We start from the raw sequence: 20402 nt of genomic DNA on the forward strand, positions 1-20402 counted from the left end.
AATCAAGAAGGAGATAACAGACAAACTGCATTGGATTTCCGGCAGCATGACTGTGGAGCAACTACCGGAGCGATACAGGTCACAACTGTTATTTAATGCAGATTCGGTTTATTCGTAACGCAGGGCATCCACCGGATCTAATTTTGAAGCTTTTGATGCCGGATAATAACCAGACAACATCCCCACAAGACCACATACTGCAAATCCGAGAATAATAGCAGCCCAAGGGATAATAAAGGATGTCCCCAGTTGAAGGGCCAACAAATTACCGATCAGGATGCCGATAAATATACCCGCGACACCGCCCATCATACAGATGACAATGGCTTCCATCAAAAACTGCTTGCGTATCACACTGGGCGTAGCACCTATTGCCTTCCGAATGCCGATCTCCCTTGTCCGTTCAGTAACCGACACCAGCATGATATTCATCAGTCCGATGGATGCACCAACAAGAGTGATAAAGGCAATCACGACTGCCCCTAAGGTCACCATCGCCATATTCTGCATCAGCATTTGTGCTACTGCATCGGATTTGGTAATCTCAAAATCATTGGACTGTCTTGCAGATAGCCCGCGAATATTCCGAAATACAATAGAGGCCTCACCGATCGCTGCTTCCAAACGCATTGGGTCATTGGAGGATACCGTGATCACATAGGATGGCTCTACGACCTGCATGACCGATCTTGCTTTTACCAGGGGAATAAAACAGGCTCTATCACCGCCCATACCTGCAGAGGAACCTTTGCTTTTTAGCACTCCGATGACCTGGTATCGGATATTATTGACCGTAATAAATTGTCCAATCGGGTCAATGATTTCGCCAAAGAGCATTTTACTGACCTCACTACCGATGATAATCACGGCCCCACCGGTCTCTACATCCCGGACGGAGAAATTACGCCCTTCATTGACGATGTAGCCCGAGGTCTGAAGATAATTTTCATCGGTACCAATAAGGCCGATATTAGGGTTTGTCTTTTTCGATTGAAATTTTGCGGTCGAATTCCAGGTTACATTGGCACTGATGGATGTCGTCGCATTAAAATGAAAGTTCTGTTTGAACCTTGCCGCTTGGGCATAGGTAATATTGGCAAATACCTTAGACCGTGTACCTCCCGTACCGATCTGCACATTGATCCCCCTATTCCGTATATTGAATGAATTGGATCCCATGGAAGAAAAGGAATCCGTTAAGGAGTTTTTCATGGCATCAATAGATGTCAATACACCGATCAGGGCCATCATCCCTATCGCTATGATCAATGCCGTTAAAAATGTCCGCAACTTGTTGCCTACAATGGATTGCAGTGCAAGTTTTACGTTTTCAACATAAGACATTTTTACGGACATACGGCGATTTTTATTATTTGCAGATGAAAATACTGTTATTCCTCCACAAAACCAAAAGGCAATTTATTTCATTAGAATAAATTGCCTTTTTTATACCAGATCAACGCCGACAAGAAGATGGCCATTAACTTGGTAAGATCTTACTTTCAACTACTTTAAACTATAACACAACGATTAATTGATCCTTTTCCAGGTCTCCGTCCGGCCGAGTAAACTAACCCCTACATAACCACGTATGTCGAGTTTGTCCCCTTTTAAAGTCATTTTACAGCTATAGGTTTTCCCTGTTTTGGGATCATAGATCTTCCCATCTTCATAGGTATTTCCATCTTTTTCAAAATTGGTCAAGATCTCCAATCCCTGAACTGCCCGGCCCTGAAGCGCCTTGTCTGGGTTTTTAATATCTTTCTTGGGCTGTCCGGCTTCATTATTTGGAAATTTAAGCCAATAAAGCTTACCAAAAAATTTGTCCCCTTTTTTATAAATCTCCACACGGCCCTCGCCGCTTGGGTTTTCCCACTTTCCGATAATCGGATCTGTTTGCGCAAACAATGTTACTGTAACAAGCAACATGATGAATGACATCATAATTTTCTTCATTGGTCTATATTTTTATGAATTTATTTTACCATTTTTTTGCCTATCTCTCAAATCGCCTATCTCCAAAAGATTCTAGAGAAAAAATAAAACCGTCTAACCAATTCCAATGGAGTCCAGCGAATTAAAGCGTGTGGACTTATAAGTTAAATATACAAAATATTTACTATGCTTGCATATATTTATTTTCCATATTCCCTACTGATTTAAATAGAAAAATGAGTTGATTCCTGTTTGCCCCAATATCGGCAGATAAAAGAGAGACTCGATTTTCCATGTATAAAGCCAGCTTGGGGTTCGAAGGTTGTTTGGTATGAGAAAAAGGCGAAGAAAGGGACCGAAACTTTGGCATTGCGTTTGCACGATAGTTATTATATTATTACTTTATTCACTGTTTATAAATTAGCACATATTATGAAATTTATTATTAGTCTTCTACTTACCGGCGTAGTCGTCGCAGTTGCTTGTTGGATTGTTCCAGGTGCACATGTCGCAGGATTCGGCTGGGCTATTGTCGCGGGGTTGGTCATCGGATTTGTCAATGCAACCGTAGGTTCAATTTTGAGATTGTTCACTTTTCCATTAAACTGGCTTACGCTTGGGCTGGTTTCCTTTATTATCACCGTTTTAATGGTATTACTTTCAGACTCGCTCCTTGGATCCAAATTTGATGTCGATGGATTTTGGACAGCAGCATTGTTCGCCATCGTCGTTGCCGTATTGGAAATGATCGTCGGAAGCACTTCAAAAGACTAAAATTATATAATTATATATATAAAAGGCTGTTTTCCGATTGGGGGAGGCAGCCTTTTTCGATATCAACAGGAATGATGATCTCCAGACAGAAAGGCTATTTCTAAAGCTGTTTATGCGCTATTTTAATTCCCCTTCCCTCGCTTTTTAAGCTTAAAATAGCTAAATTTAAATTATTTAACAGATCCTCCGATATATGTGCGAACACAACCACGAGCATAGCCATACAGAAAAAGAGACTCCCTGGTGGATATCACAACGCAAACTTCTTATTGCACTTATCCTATTGATCACACTGCTGATCCTCAAATATGCCTTTAAGATCACGCTTCCTTTTTATGCTTCTTTATTTTTAAATGGTACGGCATACCTATTAGCAGGTATACCTGTTCTGCAAATGGCTTTGCGAAAGGCCAAACGCGGTGATTTCTTCAATGAATTCTTTTTGATGAGTGTTGCAACCTTAGGGGCTTTTGCCATCCGGGAATTTGAAGAAGGGGTTGCCGTCATGGTCTTTTACCAGATCGGCGAATGGTTTCAGGATATAGCTGTAGATAACGCCAAAAAATCCATAAAATCGCTTTTGGACATCCGTCCGGATAAAGTCACGGTCTTGCGTGATGGAAAACAACTGGATGTAGATCCCAAAACCGTCAATATCGGTGAAGTGATTGTTGTTAAAGCAGGTGAAAAAGTTGCACTGGACGGGAAACTGCTGAATGAACGGGCTGCATTCAATACTGCGGCGCTCACCGGAGAAAGCAAGCCCGACACGAAATATAAGGGCGAGGCCATCTTTGCGGGCATGATCAATTTAGAATCAGTTTGTGAAATCAGCGTAAACAGTCTGTTCAAAGACAGCAAACTGAGCAAGATATTAGCAATGGTGCAGGATGCTACGGCACGCAAATCCAAAACACAGCTATTTATCTCCAAGTTTGCAAAGATCTATGTCCCTATTATCTTCGCGCTTGCTGTTCTTGTCCTTATCGTCCCGTTATTTATTGTCAGTGACTATAGCTTTAAAGAATGGTTTTATCGTAGTCTGGTATTTCTTGTGATCAGCTGTCCCTGTGCCCTGGTTGTCTCGATCCCATTAGGTTACTTCGGCGGAATAGGCCTAGCTTCCAGAAACGGGATTTTGTTCAAAGGCGGTAATTTCCTGGATGCCATCACTGCTGTCGATACCATTGTCATGGATAAAACGGGTACCCTGACCGAAGGTGTTTTTGAAGTCAAAGAGGTCATTGCTGTCAATGGACAGTTGGTGGAACTATTGGATTATGCCAAAGCCATTGAGTCCAATTCGACCCATCCAATTGCAAAAGCGATCGCGCGCTACCATCCGGGAGATCCGACTTTTATTACCAAAGAAATCATGGAAGTAGCCGGCCATGGACTCAAAGCGACGATCAACGATAAGCTTGTCCTTGCCGGCAACAGCAAACTGCTGGACAAGTTTGGCGTCTCCTATCCGGAAGAAATAAAGCTAATTGTTCATTCCATCGTACTGATTGCAATAGACAAGCAATATGCAGGCTACATTACGGTTGCAGACCGAAATAAACCGGACGCTAAAGCGGTAATTTCGACCATGCGGGCACAAGGCCTATACACGGTCATGCTGTCCGGTGATAAGAAAGCGGTAGTGGATGAGGTGGCAAGGGAACTGGGGATAGATAAAGCTTACGGCGACCTGCTGCCAGAAGATAAAGTAAGTCAGGTCCAAAGATTGATCGACGAAGGGCGAAGTGTAGCTTTCGCTGGCGATGGTGTCAACGATGCTCCTGTGGTTGCTTTGGCCCAAGTAGGCATCGCAATGGGCGGATTAGGTGCAGATGCGACTATCGAAACGGCTGACGTCGTGATACAGAATGATGAACCCCATAAAATTTTGTCTGCCATCAAAATCGGTAAGATCACCCGTAATATTGTCTGGCAGAACGTCATCCTGGCAATGAGTATCAAAATTATTGTGCTGATTCTCGGGGCCGGCGGGGTTGCCACACTCTGGGAAGCTGTGATCGCTGACGTTGGCGTGGCGCTATTGGCGATTTTAAATGCCATCCGGATTCAGCATAAAACGGTATAATACAGTCCAGAAAGAGCCGTTTAAAAAAAAATAAAACCTGTAAAATACATTCGGCCAACCTTGTTGAAGATCAGCCGAATGTACGATAAGGAAGTATTAATCGCGCCAGGATTTATAGGCATTGATCAATCCATTGGTGGAAGAATCGTGACTTGTGATCGGATTATCGTCGCTCAGCTCCGGTAGGATCTTATTGGCAAGCTGTTTACCAAGTTCAACACCCCATTGGTCAAAACTGTAGACGTTCCAAATTACCCCCTGTACAAATATCTTGTGTTCGTACAGCGCGATAAGTCTGCCCAATGTCCGTGGAGTCATTTTTTTCAATAAAATGGAGTTTGTTGGCCGATTGCCCTCAAATACTTTATAGGCTTTTAACTCTTCGATCTCAGCATTGGATTTACCTGCTTTTTGGAATTCAGCAACAACTTCTTCCTCGGTTTTACCATTCATCAGGGCCTCTGTCTGTGCAAAGAAATTAGACAATAAAAGTTGATGGTGGTTGCCGATCGGGTTAAGGCTATTTGCTGGCGCAATAAAATCACATGGGATCAATTTCGTCCCCTGATGAATCAACTGGTAAAAAGCATGTTGACCGTTTGTTCCGGGTTCGCCCCAAATGATCGGCCCGGTCTGGTAGTCGACGCGTTCACCATTGCGGTCAATGTATTTTCCGTTGCTCTCCATATCTCCCTGTTGAAAATACGCTGCAAAGCGATGCAGGTATTGATCGTAAGGAAGGATGGCATGGCTTTCAGCCTCAAAAAAATTATTATACCATATACCGAGCAAAGCCAATATTACCGGAATATTTTCCTCAAAGGCGCTGGTTCTGAAATGCTCATCAGCTTCATAGGCACCTTTTAAGAGTTCCTCGAAATTATCAAATCCGATCGCCAGGCTAATGGAAAGCCCAATGGCAGACCATAGTGAATAACGTCCACCAACCCAATCCCAAAATACAAACATATTTTGAGGATCTATACCAAAAGCCGTTACAGCCTCCGTGTTGGTACTCAATGCCGCAAAATGTTTGGCGACATCTTTCTGTCCGGCTCCCCTACTCAGAAACCAATCTTTTGCCGTATGTGCATTGGCCATTGTCTCCTGGGTAGTGAATGTTTTGGACGCAATCAGAAACAAGGTTGTCTCCGGATCTACTTCTTTTAAAGTTTCGGCAATATGTGTTCCGTCTACATTGGACACAAAATGCACGTTCAGTCTGGTTTTATATGCCTTTAAAGCCTCGGTCACCATCACCGGTCCCAGATCAGAACCGCCAATACCGATATTGACAACATCGGTAATCACTTTTCCGGTATAACCCTTCCATTCACCGGAAAGAATCTTCTCTGTAAAAGCTTTTACCTGCACCAATACATTTCTAACCGCAGGCATCACGTCCTTGCCATCCACAAAGACAGACTGATCGGACTGATTCCGCAAGGCCGTATGCAAGACGGGTCTATTTTCGGTCACATTGATCCGCTCGCCGGCAAACATCGCCGCTATCGCTTCGGACAGATGACACTCCTTGGCCAGCTGGATCAACAATGCGATGGTCTCATCGTTGACACGATTTTTGGAATAATCTAAAAGAATATCCTCAAAGAGAATCGAAAATTTCTCAAATCGCTGTGGATCTGCCGCAAAAAGCTCGCGTAAGTCCTGCTGATTGATATCGATATAATGATCTACCAAATATTGGTAGGCTTTGGTCGTTGTAAAATTAATTTTTGGAAACATACTGTTTTTATTTGAAATTATTTGCTTTAAGCCGGCATAAGAACCTTCCATATTTTTTATTACACTTCGTGTAGCTCTCTAAACAAAGGTTTATGTGCCTGCGCTATCAAAACTAAAAAAAAAAGGTGAGATACAAACCGACGGTTTCCGATCCTCCCTATTTTTTATTTTTTATTTTTTGATTTTGAATATCTACATTAGCGGGTATGACAAAAGAACAAATTCAAGACTTGAGGGATCGTGTTACTTCCCTAAGGAGGCATCTTTGACATTGATGTCCGTAAAAATGAAATAGAAAGAGACCAGGCCATAACCCTGGAAGCAAACTTCTGGGACGATTCCAAAGCTGCAGAGAAAATACTCCAGGCCATTAAAAATCAGAAGGTATGGACAGATCATTTTGATGAAGTAGCTTCGGCAGTTGAAGACACCTATGTCATGTATGAGTTTTTTCAATCCGGGGACGCAACAGATAAAGAACTGGATGATCAGTATAAACTTGCACTGGAAAAGGTTGAAGAGCTGGAGTTCAAAAATATGCTCAGCGCCGAGGAGGATCAATTGGATGCTATCCTACAGATCACAGCGGGCGCCGGAGGTACCGAAAGTTGCGACTGGGCGGCTATGCTGATGCGCATGTATATTATGTGGGGTGAGAAAAACGGGTATAAAGTGACCGAGCAGGACTCCCAAGAAGGCGATGTCGCGGGGATCAAAAGTGTCACCCTTCAATTATCCGGAGCATTTGCTTATGGTTACCTTAAAGGTGAAAATGGGGTCCACCGACTAGTCCGCATCTCGCCTTTTGACTCCAACGCCAAACGACACACCTCATTTGCATCGGTGTATGTCTACCCATTGATTGATGACAACATAGAAATAGACGTTAAAGATTCGGAAATCGAATGGGACACTTTCCGTTCGGGAGGTGCCGGTGGCCAGAATGTGAACAAAGTGGAGACAGCTGTCCGGCTACACCATAAACCCACGGGCATCATTATCAAAAATCAGGAGACGAGATCACAATTGCAGAATAAGGAAAATGCGCTGCGCTTATTGAAATCGCAACTGTATGAGATTGAAATGCGCAAACGGCAAGAAGCCTCCGCTGCAATCGAAGGAAACAAAAAGAAAATCGAATGGGGATCCCAAATTCGTAATTATGTCTTGCATCCTTATAAATTAATCAAGGATTTACGGACAAACTACGAAACATCAAATACCCAAGCGGTACTGGATGGAGACTTAAACGATTTCCTGAAAAATTATTTAATGGAATTTGGCGGTTAATCTACCATAAAAAAACTACAAAATTGAAGACGCTCCATTGATGGGCGTCTTTTTTTTGTCACGGCAATCACTGCCTTCTTTCATACACAGTCTGTCACTGTAACTGTCAATTACGCATTAAAAAAATCTTAAAAACGTTAAAAAACCTTAAATGTCGACTGTATGCATAGGGTAGCAAATTATTGATTAAACAGACAAGCAATCACACTTAAACAATTAAAAAACAATGATTTACGACACATAAAAATGTATCAAGAACGTTACAAAGCGCAAGTTTTTTCAATTTTTGGCACAAAATAAAGGCATGTATTTTGCGTTTATGCATTCGTAATATTTTCATTACAAACGACACTATACTTGGGGTCAACAAAGAAAATAAAAAGAAGAATGTATATCTAAAAATAGAACGGTTATGAATTACATGAAAGAAAACTCAATCGTATCAAAGCAGATGACCAAACAATGGAAACCTGCCGTGTACGACGTCAATGAAGAACAGCAACAATCTGAGACAACAGTAAACAAAGTCGAGGAAAGCAATTTTGGAACGAAAGAATACGTTATTTTTGGAGCGACTTTTTTCGTGCTATTTGCATCAGTCTTTGGTGTATATATGCTTCAGCCAGATTTTGATGCATTACGTTTTCAACGTTTAGACAGTATCGGCGGAATATTTTTAATTGGCTTGGGAATATTTTTAGCCGTTGTCGCCCTAAGTTTTTTAATCTTTTTGATTGTACTTCACCGTAAATACAAACCCATTGCGTCTGTTTCGGATGAAGAACTGCCGACCTGTACAATTATTGTTCCGGCTTATAATGAAGGACAACTGGTATACGATACGCTCCATAGTTTGGCAAGCAGCGACTATCCGGAGAAAAAACTTCAGATCATCGCTATTGACGACGGAAGTAAGGACAATACTTTTGCCTGGATACAACGTGCGAAGATGGAATTGGGTGATCGTATTGAAATTTATCAACAACCCAAAAACATGGGCAAGCGCCATGCATTGTACCGTGGATTTAAATTGGGGACAGGCGAAGTCTTTATAACAGTAGATAGTGACTCTGTGGTCAATAAAGACACCATTCGCAATATGGCCAGTCCATTTGTGACCAACCCAGAATGTGGGGCAGTAGCAGGTAATGTGCGTGTACTGAATAATAAAAAGGCAATCATCCCTCGTATGTTAAATGTGAGTTTTGTCTTCAGTTTTGAGTTTGTACGTTCGGCTCAAAGTATGCTAGGAACAGTAATGTGTACCCCTGGAGCATTATCCGGGTACCGCAGAGAAGCCGTTATGCACTGCTTGGAAGATTGGGTCAACCAAACTTTTATGGGACAACCTTCTGATATTGGAGAAGATCGCGCCATGACAAATATGATATTGAAACAGGGATATCATGTATTGTTCCAATCGAATGCTTACGTATACACCGATACGCCTGTACGTTATAAAAATTTATATAAGATGTTTATCCGTTGGGAAAGAAGTAATGTGCGTGAAAATATTATGATGAGCCAGTTTGCCTTTAAGAATTTCCGTAAAGGGCCGAAATGGGGTGCACGTATCCTATTGATCATGCAATGGAAAAAAGTACTGCTTTCTTATCCAATGATGTTATTAATGCTTTGGACCGTATTTCATTATCCATTGATGTTTTTGAGCTCAACCTTAGTCGGAATCCTTATATTTTCAAGTATTCAGGCTTATTTCTTTGCATCCAAAAATTCAGACGCAAAAGAAGCTTTCTGGGCTTATAGTTACAGTATATTTTACGCTTTCAGCTTATTTTGGATCACACCTTATGCCATTGCTACGGCTGGGCGTAAAGGTTGGTTGACAAGAGGCTAGTTTCGACGGAAAGAACGTATCTTTACTTTAAATATAAATATGACAGATTTTCAGATTAAAAAAATTGCCATTATTGGTCAGGGTTATGTGGGATTGCCTTTAGCGATAGCTTTCTCTGAATTCTTTCCGGTGATTGGCTTCGATATAAACAAAACGCGTATTGACGAACTTAAAGCTGGTATAGACCGTACACTTGAAGCAGATGGTGATGAGCTATTGCATGCACGGAATCTATATACCGCATCGGAACAGCGCAGGGGCTACGACGCAAGTTCAACCGTTCATGATATCGCAGATGCCAATGTGTATATCGTCACGGTCCCGACACCGATAGATCGTTATAACTCGCCTGACTTATCACCGCTCTTGGCTGCATCTAAAATGATTGGAGAACTGCTAAAAGCGGGGGATTTAGTTATCTATGAATCCACGGTCTATCCGGGATGTACCGAAGAAGAATGTATCCCCGTTTTGGAAAAAAATTCGGGTTTGAAATTTAATCAAGACTTCTTTGTTGGCTACTCTCCAGAGCGTATAAACCCTGGCGATAAGGTGAATTCATTGCAAAAAGTGATGAAAGTAACTTCCGGAAGTACTGCCGAAGCGGGACTTGTGGTTGATGGGCTCTATAAAAAAATTATTCATGCCGGTACTCATCTAGCTCCTTCCATCAAGGTAGCAGAAGCAGCAAAAGTGATTGAAAACGCGCAGCGGGATGTCAATATTTCTTTTATGAACGAATTGGCCCTGATCTTTGACCGCGTTGGTATAGATACACAGGATGTGCTCGATGCTGCCGGAACAAAATATAATTTTCTTCGGTTCAAACCGGGATTAGTTGGGGGACATTGCATTTCAGTAGATCCTTATTACTTAGCGCAAAAGGCGACCCAGCTGGGTTACCATCCGCATGTGATCTTGTCTGGCCGCGAGGTTAATGATCAAGTAGCTTCTTTTATTGCGTCCAAGGTCGTCAAACTGATGATACAGAAAAACATCAAATTTGACGGAGCCAAAGCATTGGTATTGGGGGTAACGTTTAAGGAAAACTGTCCAGATATCCGTAATAGCAAAGTTATTGACATGATCCACGACCTTAAAGAATTTGGTCTTGAGGTCGATATCTATGACCCTTGGGTAAATCCAGATGAATTAAGGAAGCATTTTGGTTTAGAATTACTAGAAACTCTTCCGCAGTCAGGAAATTACGACAGCATCATTCTAGCTGTGGGGCATCGGGAGTTTTTACACCTGGATCTCAAGAATTTAAAAAAGGATCCTTCTGTCGTATTTGACATCAAGGGAATACTTGACCGAAAATTGGTAGATGCCCGCTTGTAGTCTCATTTATTTGATACTATTTTTAGGTAGCATTCTTTTAAAACCTTTAGTTTTCACCTCCAAATATGGTGAAAACTGAAGGTTTTTTCCATATTTGGAGGCAATGTAATCATTTGATTAAAAAAACCATCATCAAATCTCTCGTTTGGTAATATTAACTTAACACCACAAGTATAAATCTGACCTCATTAAATTAAGCGCTATTTGGCACCAATTGCGGCACCTATGAAACAGTTAAGCGACACCGAGCTATTCACTAGCATTCAAACGGATGATTGTTATACTTTTCCTGAAGTAATCAATCGCTATTCAGAGATCTTTTTCCGCTTTATCCAGCGCCGGGTTTGTTGTGATTCTATTCTATCTAAAAAATGGGCTCAAATGGCGGGAATTGATCAACAAATCATCCAATAATTATCCAGATAAATAGCGATCTAACTAAGCATACATCTAAAAATACAACCCTATATATCCATGGTTATCAATTCTATATCATTTTTTTTGTTTATGTGTAGCGTTTACCAATAATTATCCGTAGTATTAATAAACCAAAAACAAGTTAAAGGCCAGAAGAGAAATGCGCCTTTGTCTGATCAATATCAGGTGATGTAACTACTATAAACTAAATCATGGAAAATAATTTGCGAAAATCAGATCAATTCAATGACCACAGCTACGGCCTCCATGCCAATTGGTACAATACCCTCTATCCAGAAAAAGAACAAAAAATTAAGGTAATCAAATCCTTAAATAGCTACAATGGAAGTATCAACCATTGGTTACAGAACCTTTTTTTCAATTGTCTGAATCCTTTTACCAATAATAAAAATGCGAAATGGCTTACCCTTGGTGATGCTTATGGACATGACGCGCGATATCTGCTTGACCAGAATATTCAGGATGTAACCGCAAGTGATCTGGATGACAGTTTCCTGAAAGTTTCCCATGAAGAAGAATTTATCAAGGATTTCTCCGCCCAAAACGCTGAATCATTAACGTTGGAAGATGAGAGCGTGGATTATATACTCTGTAAGGAAAGCTACCATCATTTTCCACGTCCTTACGCCGCGCTCTACGAAATGATCCGGGTAGCCAGAAAAGCTATTATAATTATTGAGCCACAGGATCCGATATCAAAAATGCCTTCCTTATTGTATTTGGCCAATTTACTGGGAAGAATCAACGACAGGACGATCAATAAGATCTGGAAAAATAGGTTCTCCTATGAAAAGGTGGGAAATTTTGTCTACAAGGTTTCAGAACGGGAATTTGAAAAATTTGCTGCTGGCCTCAACCTTCCTATGATTGCAATAAAAAAAATCAACCCAAACTTTTGGTTTCCGGGCAGTGAACATATCAAAGCTGATAGAAAGGAGAAGGTTTTCAGGCGTATTCTTTTCAGAAAGAAAATACGTGATCTTTTTTCCAATTGGGGGGTATTGCCGAGCCAGACACTTTCCATTGCTGTCTTTAAGAATATGCCCGATGATTCCCTAAAGAAATCCCTTATCGAAGAAGGATACAGATTGGTCGAGATCCCGAAAAATCCACATATCCAAAAGTCATCGTACTAATCCCACAGCGAAAGCTGGTATGAAAAATTATTCGATTACTTTTATTGTTCCTGATCTTTGTTTCCGCGAGTGCATGTAAAAAGGAGAAGATCATTTGCGGGCAATAGGACAAGTTGGTACAGACCAGAATTAACCATCTGAACGCAGTCAGAAAGGAGTTTCTTTTCGGAGGAATTCAATTCTGAGTTATTTTCTGCAGTTTAAATGAAATAGAACAAATGCTATAGTATCGTTCTCGACGAGATTAAACCATTTTAATCGCATAAAAAAAAGCGACTCTTTTGAAGTCGCTTTTCGTAGCCCGTAGGGGAATCGAACCCCTGTTTCAAGAATGAAAATCTTGCGTCCTAACCCCTAGACGAACGGGCCGTTTTCTGTTTCGGTGTGCAAATATAGAAAGTTTTCTAAATCTGTCAAAATTTTATCGGGATTTTTATTCATTTTTTTCTAAATAGATCGCAAAACCCTCTAAAATAGCTATATTTAGACTCATTGAAAAAGTAACCAACATGACTAATTTAAAAAAAATTAAAAACCCACTACTCTATGCTGGCCTTGGCATGGCACTTTTGAGCCAAGCAGCATATGCTCAAAAATCGAGCTCAATTGCAGATCAGCTGCAACTCACCTGGCAAGTCAAGGATGGCCAGAATATCCGTAAAAACCCTGTCTCAACAATCATTCTGAAAAATACGGGCAAAAGCGCAATACAGCTTAATGATTGGAGCCTCTGGTTTAATTTTATCCGATCTATTGATCCAGATAAAGTAGATAATAGATTTGCCATTGACCACAGGAATGGCGACCTATTTCAGGTTAGTTTTAAGAAAAACAATTTTTTATTAAATGCACAGGACACCATCCATATTGATTTTACAACAACCGGATTAGTCAATTATACCGACGGACCAATCGGTTTATACATAAAAAATAGCAAAACCGGGCTTTCAACAGATATTCGGAACTATACAGCAGTGAAAACCGCTCCTCAATCCGAGGCCGAAAAAAATAATTACTGGTCCTATAAATATGACCTAAACCAACTTACCAAAGGGGTCGAAGCACAGCGCATTATCCCCCTACCGAGTCATATTAACATCAACGATAACACAAAATTTAATGTAGCGACCGGTACAAAAATATTTGTTGCCAGCGAATTTTCTTCAGAAGGGAATTTTCTGACAGATTTTCTGAACAAATACACGGGAATCAAGCTGTCCCCTTCCTCGGCAAAAGAGGATGGAATTGTTATCGTCAAAGCAAATGATCTAAAACCTGAATCCTATCGGTTAAATATTGATGCAAAGGGTATACACATAGAGGCATCGGATAAAGCAGGTGCATTTTATGCCATACAATCTTTAAAATCACTGATCAATCATCAACAATGGATTAAAACCACGAAATCAATTGCCTTACCACACGCGAGCATAGAAGATAGCCCGCGCTATGGATACCGTGGTTTTATGCTGGATGCGGCCCGTAATTTTCATAGCAAGGCAGAAGTGCTACGTATTTTGGATCTGATGGCGGCCTACAAATTGAATAAGTTCCATTTCCACTTTATCGACGACGAAGGTTGGCGACTGGAAATCCCTTCTCTGCCCGAACTAACCGCTGTAGGAGCAAACCGTACTGCTAATTTTGAGGATGGTAAAGGAATTCAACCTGCATACGGTTCTGGGGCAACGGCAAAAGCGCATCAATTCTACACCGTAGCTGATTATATCGAAATCTTACAATATGCACAGGCAAGACATATTGACGTAATTCCTGAAGTCGAAACTCCGGGGCATGCCCGCGCGGCGATCAAAGCCATGCGTGCCCGGTATGCTCACTACACCAAAGCGGGTGACAAACAGAAAGCTGAAGAGTTTCTATTGGATGATGCAGACGACAAATCGGTTTATAACTCTGCGCAGAACTGGAACGACAATGTGATGAACCCTGCCCTGCCTTCAACGTATCATTTCCTGAGCAAAGTAGTCGATGAAATCAAAGCTATCCATGAAAAAGCCGGAGTACCGTTGAAAATGATCGATTTGGGAGGTGACGAAACACCGAGTGGTGTCTGGGAAAAATCACCCAAAATCCTTGCTTTCATGAAAGAGAATAATATCAGCAATGTCCTGGATGTATGGCCACTATACATTGCCAAAATAAATCAACTTGTCCAAAGTAAAGATCTGACTATGTCGGGATGGGAAGAGATGGGTATGCGTAACAAAGGGAAAGGAATGGAAGTTAACGCTGAATTGGGTAAATCCGGCATCCATCTCAATGTATGGAATAACCTACCAGGACAGGGACAAGAAGATTTAGCTTACCGCTTAGCAAATGCAGGCTATAAAGTTGTGTATACAAGTGCGGCTAACAACTACCTGGATATGTCATGGGATCGTGATTTTGCGGATCCGGGTCATAGCTGGGTGGGTACTGTAAACTTGAACAGAACCTATTCTTTCTCACCGGAAAACTTCTTCATCAACCTTCGTAAAGATGACACCGGAAAAGATCTCGTAAAAGAAGCTTATACCAACAAGGAGCAACTCACGGCTGAAGGAAAGAAAAACCTGCTCGGCATTAAGGGTGCACTCTGGGCAGAAAAAGTATCGACAGATCAACGGCTTGAGGAGATGATATTCCCTCGGCTTATCGCCATTGCCGATCGTGCCTGGGCGCAGGAACAAGCTTGGGAAAAAGGCAATGCTTATGATGAAGCAACCTATCGTAAGTCGTATACAGCTTTTATTAAGAAATTAGGCGAGGATGAATTGAAGAAACTGGATATTATTAATGGGGGCTATACCTATCGCCTTCCAAAACTTGGAATTAAAAAAGAGGGCAACCAGTTGTATATCAATACAGATTATCCCGGATTCAAAGTCTATTATACAGAGAATGGAAGCACGCCGACATTGAAGTCAAAAGAAGTAAATGGCACAATTCCTTTTCAAGTGGGCAAGAAATATCTATTCAAGGTCTTTGATGCCAAAGGTAGATCAGGAGACGTTATTGCATATTAACAACTGAACTGGATTATTACAATAAAATAGTGATATCCGATGTACTTAAGCTCGTCGGTGAAATAGCACAGGCCAATAGCAATTCTAAAACTGAAAAAGGGGATGATTTCTATTCGAAATCATCCCCTTTTGTGTATTAACAATTAAATGCTATCCGCTTAAAACTTATAGCTTAACGAAACAGCCGCATTTCTCGGGTCAATCTGATTGATAAAACCACCTCGGAAATACGAGTTCAAGCCAATCTCATTGGTGATATTGTTAACAAAAACTCTTGCATCAAACCTACGCCATTTGTACCCCACCTGTGCATTTAATGTTGTATAAGCTGGCATATTGAATGGTTCGGTTCCATAGTATTCACCATGACCATTGGGCGTCAAGCTATATTCGTTCACTGGACGATCGCCTACATAATAAACTCCGGCACTCAAACTCAGATTTCTTAAGGCCCCTTGATTGAATACATATTGCACCCAGGCATTAGCTGTATGTTTTGGCGCATTCATGGGAGCAGAGCCATTTACGTAAGAAGGAGAATCTTCATATCTTGCATTGAGGTATGCATAACCCAGCATCACCGTTAGATTTTCCAATATACGACCATTTAATTCCGCTTCGATACCATCTCTTAAGAGCGAGCCCGCCTTGAAATAAAATGTTTCTTCAATAGAACTCCCAGGTTTATAGGCTTGATTAGTCAAATTAGAGGTATAAATATGGAAGTACGTCAAATTGAACCGTAAACGATTTTCTAACCAATCTGACTTGATTCCACCTTCAAATTGCTCTGTTCGGGATGGGCCTGCAGTCGTACCGTCTTCTAAACGATTTGCAGCACTTCGGAGATTGGTTGAATTCGTATAGGATCCGAAAATGTTAAAGTTTTCAAACGGAGTAACAATAAATCCAGCCATTGGATTCCATGCGGATTCTTTTTTATTCCCGGTGGAAACAAAATCTTTCGTAATAATCTCCGAATATCTCAGACCTAAAACAGCTTTAATATATTTATTGAATTCAATAACGTCCTGTGCCATAAAACCTATGCTCGAATAATATGAGCGCACACCTTCACCAGCGGTAAATTTTACCGTTTTTCCTTTTTGCTTAACCCCATTCTTGTCGATATACTCAACCGCCGACAAATCATTGGTCCAATCTCCCAATACATCTATCTGATCAATACCAACACCTTTTCTCTCATTAATATCGTATGAATCGATACCTTTCCCTGAAACAGTCGCTGTATAATTTGTAGTGGTAGCGTCGGCAATCCTATAGTCTACACCCGCTTGTACCAAATGTTTCACTCCGCCCGTGTAAAGATCCTTTCCGATCAAATCAAATTGAAAAGTCTTATTTTTATCATCCCGTGTATTTCTGCCGACATATCTATTAAACGTATTAAACTTGAACTCTTTATCCTTAATTAAACCGACAGATGAAGATTGATTATCGACCTGATAAGACGATGTCGCAAATGACGCCCGTACACTCCACCGATCAGTCAGTTCGTGATTGATCTGCCCCATAAAGCTCTTCATTTCGGTGTTATTATTATCCGAATTAAATCCAAGAAAACGATTATTGGGTATTACATAAAGCGCATTAACTGATTGCGAAGTATCTCTATTTACTGCCGAATTGACCGGTGTGCGGTTATCATTAAAGTAATCTCCTTCTAAAGTGATCGTTGTTCTGTCTGTCGGTTTCCAAGCCAATGAGGGATTCAGATACACACGGTTGGCCGAAAGTCCTTTTCTGAAACTATCGCTTCTTTCATAGGCGCCGTCCATACGAAAAGCAACGGTCTCCTTTTTATCCAACACAGTCTGAAAATCAAATGTCGGACGAAATTGCCCCCAGCTTCCTACGCGTACTCCAACTTCGCCAGCGTTGGTAAAATTAGGCGTTTTGGTCACCACATTGATCACCCCTCCGGCATTCCCAAGGTCAGTAATAACACCCTGTGTTACCGCTGCGGATCCTTTGATCATCTGGATAGACTCTACCCCTTGCATGTCCACAACGCCGGAAGCGGTCTGAAACTGAGAATCCATACGTACTCCATTTTTCAAAACTGGCACACCTCTGAAACCCCGTGTAGATAGCGATTCTTTAACGCCGCCATATGAACCGAAAAGCGTAACACCCGGAATATTTCTTACAGCATCTGTCAACGTTAATATCCCCTGATCTTGAATTACTTTATTTGATATCACCGATATACTCTGAATCTGATCGGAAGGTTTTAAAGGCATACGGGTGATCATCTCAAGTCCCTTTGGCTTTTTATTCCGCTCACCAAACACCTCCACTTCATCGATAGCCTGCTCATTGCTCACCAACACCACCGGTTTTATGACCACCTCACGGCTAGCGGAGCTAAATACATAATCAACCGAAGTTGTTTGATATCCTAAATAGGTAAAACGGATTACCGCATTCTGATCGACACCTTGAAGTCTAAAATGACCTCTGTGATCTGTCCGTACGGTTTTATCGCCAATTGAAACGGTTACTGAGCTTAATGGATTGTTGTTTGCATCAACAACCTTTCCTTTTACGATCCCTGAAGTTTGACCATATACAGCGCTTCCGATTAAAAATGTAGAGGCAAGAGCAAGTAAGTGTTTGTCCATGTTAATAATTTTGGGTAATTATTTTTAATTATTCTAAATAACGAAGCAAAGATATAAAAACTTGCTTATTTAGAATAATTAAAAATAAAAAAGCTCTGAACCATCTATGATTCAGAGCTTTCCTAATATTAACTCAGATTATTTTAGTCAAATTTCCATCGTACAAAAGCTTCTATCGCTTCGTAGTTAGCTAAACCTAATCTATCATATAATGACGCGGTATCACTCGTACGGTCTTCAGCACGCACCCAAAATTCACGTGGATCATCACCTGGGAATACAGGTAGATCTTTTTGGGATTGGTGTTTGAAGATCGCTAAACGCTTGCGATATACCTCTTGTGGGGATAATGGAACAGCCATTTCAATCTCATGGATTGGGTATTCATGCCATGCGCCTCTGTACAACCACAACCAACAGTCTTTTGTCCACTCGTCAGTTTTGCTCAATCTTTTCAAAGCTTCGAACAAAATATCGAAACATACTTTATGTGTACCATGTGGGTCGGCAAAATCTCCCGCTGCAAATACTTGGTGCGGTTTTACCTGACGCAACAATTCCATTGTTTGTTGAATATCATCTTCAAACGATACTTCCTTCGCAAATTTTTGTCTATCATAGAATGGAAGATCCTGGAAGTGAATATTTTCATCTGGCAATCCGACTAAACGAGCTCCGGCAATGGCTTCTCCTTTACGGATCAATGCCTTTATTTTGCGAACAAGTTCGGTATCGATCTGATTTGGTTTTTTCGTTGCAAAGATTGCTCTTTCTTCATCATAAATCTGATTGATCTGAGCGGCCTCCGCTTTCGCACCGATTTGATTTGCCAGATCCTCCGCAAACTCCAGGTAACGTACTACATCATCATCCCATACAGCCGTATTACCACAAGTCTGATATGCAACATGCACATTGTGCCCTTGATCTGCCAAACGGATAAATGTTCCGCCCATGGAGATGACATCGTCATCTGGGTGTGGAGAAAATACAATCACATTCTTCTTAGCCGGATTGGCACGCTCCGGACGCTGTGAATCGTCTACATTAGGTTTACCTCCCGGCCATCCTGTAATCGTGTGCTGAAGTTCATTAAAAATACGGATATTGATGTTATAAGCAGGCCCGGTTTCAGTCACCAGTTTTGCCATGCCATGGGCATTATAGTCTTCGTCAGTAAGTTTCAAAATCGGCTTATTGATCTCTAAGGCCAACCAAACAACTGCCTTTTTAATCAAAGAAGGTGTCCAGGTAACATCTTCGGCTAACCATGGAAGATCAAAACGTGTCAGCAACGACGCTGCTGCCTCGTCCAAAATGAACTCGACATTATCCGACAGTTGAAGATATGTAGCCGGAATCTCTGCTGAAATCTCGCCTTCAACAGCTTTTTTGATGATCTCCGCTTTCGTTTCAGTCCATGCCATCAGAATGATCTCACGTGCTTTGAAAATTGTACCCACCCCCATTGTAATGGCTTTTCTTGGCACATTTTCTTTTCCACCAAAAGCGCGAGAGGCATCACGACGTGTCAGATCATCTAAGGTTACAATACGAGTACCGGAGTTGGGCGCAGAACCCGGTTCGTTAAAACCAATGTGTCCGGTACGACCAATACCTAGCAATTGAATATCTAAACCTCCAGCAGCTGTAATCTTTTGCTCGTATGCCTCACAAAATGCATTGACTTGATCAGGTGCCAGGGTACCATCAGGAATATTTACATTCGCCTTATCAATATCCACGTGATCGAACAAGTTTTTGTTCATAAAGGTCACATAGCTCTGATCGGCGTCAGGTTGCATGGGGTAATATTCGTCAAGATTGAAGGTAATCACGTTCTTAAAGCTTAAACCTTCTTCTTTGTGCAAGCGAATCAGTTCTTGATAGACCTTCACCGGTGTGGCACCAGTGGCAAGACCCAGAACAGCTTTTTCACCTTTCTCTTGCTTTGCACGAATAATGTCAGCAATACGATTTGCAACGTTTTTCGAAGCTGAATTTTGATCTGGATAGACGCTTACGGGGACTTTCTCGAAGCGTGTTTCTTCCAATAAATTTAATCTAGCCATTTTATGGATATATTGATAAACGTGAATTACAAATTTATGAAATTAGTGAGTT

Annotated in this window: 13 protein-coding genes and 1 tRNA gene; 8 read left to right on the plus strand and 6 right to left on the minus strand. The window is 41.3% G+C overall.

Annotated features, from left to right (window positions below):
• Window positions 1-108: 108 nt before the first annotated feature.
• Together DCO56_RS18980 and DCO56_RS18985 are read right to left on the minus strand one after the other, a co-directional pair.
• Window positions 109-1356: an ABC transporter permease gene (locus tag DCO56_RS18980; RefSeq protein WP_108635334.1), complete on the minus strand. Its 1248-nt coding sequence runs from the start codon at window positions 1354-1356 to the stop codon at window positions 109-111.
• A 174-nt stretch (window positions 1357-1530) separates the two neighbouring features.
• On the minus strand, window positions 1531-1956 hold the full coding sequence (locus DCO56_RS18985) for a DUF2147 domain-containing protein (protein WP_108635335.1): 426 nt from the start codon (window positions 1954-1956) through the stop codon (window positions 1531-1533).
• A gap of 411 nt (window positions 1957-2367) precedes the next feature.
• Between DCO56_RS18985 and DCO56_RS18990 the strand changes: the two genes are divergently transcribed.
• Window positions 2368-2709, plus strand: a complete 342-nt coding sequence (locus DCO56_RS18990; RefSeq protein WP_108635500.1) for a phage holin family protein — start codon at window positions 2368-2370, stop codon at window positions 2707-2709.
• A 193-nt stretch (window positions 2710-2902) separates the two neighbouring features.
• Window positions 2903-4798: a heavy metal translocating P-type ATPase gene (locus DCO56_RS18995; protein WP_108635336.1), complete on the plus strand. Its 1896-nt coding sequence runs from the start codon at window positions 2903-2905 to the stop codon at window positions 4796-4798.
• A 96-nt stretch (window positions 4799-4894) separates the two neighbouring features.
• Here DCO56_RS18995 and pgi read toward each other — a convergent pair whose 3' ends face one another.
• Window positions 4895-6544, minus strand: a complete 1650-nt coding sequence (gene pgi / locus DCO56_RS19000; protein ID WP_108635501.1) for a glucose-6-phosphate isomerase — start codon at window positions 6542-6544, stop codon at window positions 4895-4897.
• A gap of 206 nt (window positions 6545-6750) precedes the next feature.
• Between pgi and prfB the strand changes: the two genes are divergently transcribed.
• From prfB to DCO56_RS19020, 5 genes are all read left to right on the plus strand, one after another.
• Window positions 6751-7834, plus strand: a protein-coding gene (gene prfB, locus DCO56_RS19005) for a peptide chain release factor 2 (protein ID WP_108635337.1) whose coding sequence is annotated in 2 segments (ribosomal slippage) — window positions 6751-6810 and window positions 6812-7834 — 1083 coding nt in all. Because the reading frame shifts where the segments join, the coding sequence is not laid out codon by codon here.
• Between the two features lie 412 nt (window positions 7835-8246).
• Window positions 8247-9692 (plus strand): glycosyltransferase family 2 protein, encoded by a 1446-nt coding sequence (locus DCO56_RS19010; RefSeq protein ID WP_219929421.1) that lies wholly within the window; start codon window positions 8247-8249, stop codon window positions 9690-9692.
• Window positions 9693-9731: 39 nt separating this feature from the next.
• Complete coding sequence (locus tag DCO56_RS19015; RefSeq protein WP_108635339.1) at window positions 9732-11033, plus strand: nucleotide sugar dehydrogenase; 1302 nt, start codon at window positions 9732-9734, stop codon at window positions 11031-11033.
• A gap of 204 nt (window positions 11034-11237) precedes the next feature.
• A complete protein-coding gene (locus DCO56_RS29090; RefSeq protein ID WP_146191087.1) occupies window positions 11238-11447 on the plus strand; it encodes a hypothetical protein in 210 nt (69 codons plus the stop codon).
• 215 nt (window positions 11448-11662) lie between these two features.
• Window positions 11663-12607 (plus strand): class I SAM-dependent methyltransferase, encoded by a 945-nt coding sequence (locus tag DCO56_RS19020; protein WP_108635340.1) that lies wholly within the window; start codon window positions 11663-11665, stop codon window positions 12605-12607.
• A 297-nt stretch (window positions 12608-12904) separates the two neighbouring features.
• Here the strand turns inward: DCO56_RS19020 and DCO56_RS19025 are convergent.
• Window positions 12905-12976: transfer RNA gene (locus DCO56_RS19025), tRNA-Glu, on the minus strand.
• Between the two features lie 140 nt (window positions 12977-13116).
• Between DCO56_RS19025 and DCO56_RS19030 the strand changes: the two genes are divergently transcribed.
• The gene (locus tag DCO56_RS19030; RefSeq protein ID WP_108635341.1) at window positions 13117-15633 is read left to right on the plus strand and encodes a family 20 glycosylhydrolase; all 2517 of its coding nucleotides are present in this window, start codon (window positions 13117-13119) and stop codon (window positions 15631-15633) included.
• Window positions 15634-15791: 158 nt separating this feature from the next.
• Here DCO56_RS19030 and DCO56_RS19035 read toward each other — a convergent pair whose 3' ends face one another.
• Together DCO56_RS19035 and nagB are read right to left on the minus strand one after the other, a co-directional pair.
• Window positions 15792-18278 (minus strand): TonB-dependent siderophore receptor, encoded by a 2487-nt coding sequence (locus DCO56_RS19035; RefSeq protein WP_108635342.1) that lies wholly within the window; start codon window positions 18276-18278, stop codon window positions 15792-15794.
• 143 nt (window positions 18279-18421) lie between these two features.
• Entirely contained in the window at window positions 18422-20350 is a 1929-nt protein-coding gene (nagB, locus tag DCO56_RS19040) for a glucosamine-6-phosphate deaminase (RefSeq protein ID WP_108635343.1), read from the minus strand.
• Window positions 20351-20402: the final 52 nt, after the last annotated feature.

It is taken from the genome of Sphingobacterium athyrii (assembly GCF_003071065.1).
Lineage (GTDB): Bacteria > Bacteroidota > Bacteroidia > Sphingobacteriales > Sphingobacteriaceae > Sphingobacterium > Sphingobacterium athyrii.

Bases quoted from the DNA above. Each gene is read 5' to 3' on its own strand.
- DCO56_RS19035 (WP_108635342.1), bottom strand. From the start codon at position 18,278: ATGGACAAACACTTACTTGCTCTTGCCTCTACATTTTTAATCGGAAGC.
- DCO56_RS19010 (WP_219929421.1), top strand. From the start codon at position 8,247: ATGAATTACATGAAAGAAAACTCAATCGTATCAAAGCAGATGACCAAA.
- pgi (WP_108635501.1), bottom strand. From the start codon at position 6,544: ATGTTTCCAAAAATTAATTTTACAACGACCAAAGCCTACCAATATTTG.
- DCO56_RS18985 (WP_108635335.1), bottom strand. From the start codon at position 1,956: ATGAAGAAAATTATGATGTCATTCATCATGTTGCTTGTTACAGTAACA.
- DCO56_RS19020 (WP_108635340.1), top strand. From the start codon at position 11,663: ATGGAAAATAATTTGCGAAAATCAGATCAATTCAATGACCACAGCTAC.
- nagB (WP_108635343.1), bottom strand. From the start codon at position 20,350: ATGGCTAGATTAAATTTATTGGAAGAAACACGCTTCGAGAAAGTCCCC.
- DCO56_RS18980 (WP_108635334.1), bottom strand. From the start codon at position 1,356: ATGTCCGTAAAAATGTCTTATGTTGAAAACGTAAAACTTGCACTGCAA.
- DCO56_RS19030 (WP_108635341.1), top strand. From the start codon at position 13,117: ATGACTAATTTAAAAAAAATTAAAAACCCACTACTCTATGCTGGCCTT.
- DCO56_RS18995 (WP_108635336.1), top strand. From the start codon at position 2,903: ATGTGCGAACACAACCACGAGCATAGCCATACAGAAAAAGAGACTCCC.
- DCO56_RS19015 (WP_108635339.1), top strand. From the start codon at position 9,732: ATGACAGATTTTCAGATTAAAAAAATTGCCATTATTGGTCAGGGTTAT.
- DCO56_RS18990 (WP_108635500.1), top strand. From the start codon at position 2,368: ATGAAATTTATTATTAGTCTTCTACTTACCGGCGTAGTCGTCGCAGTT.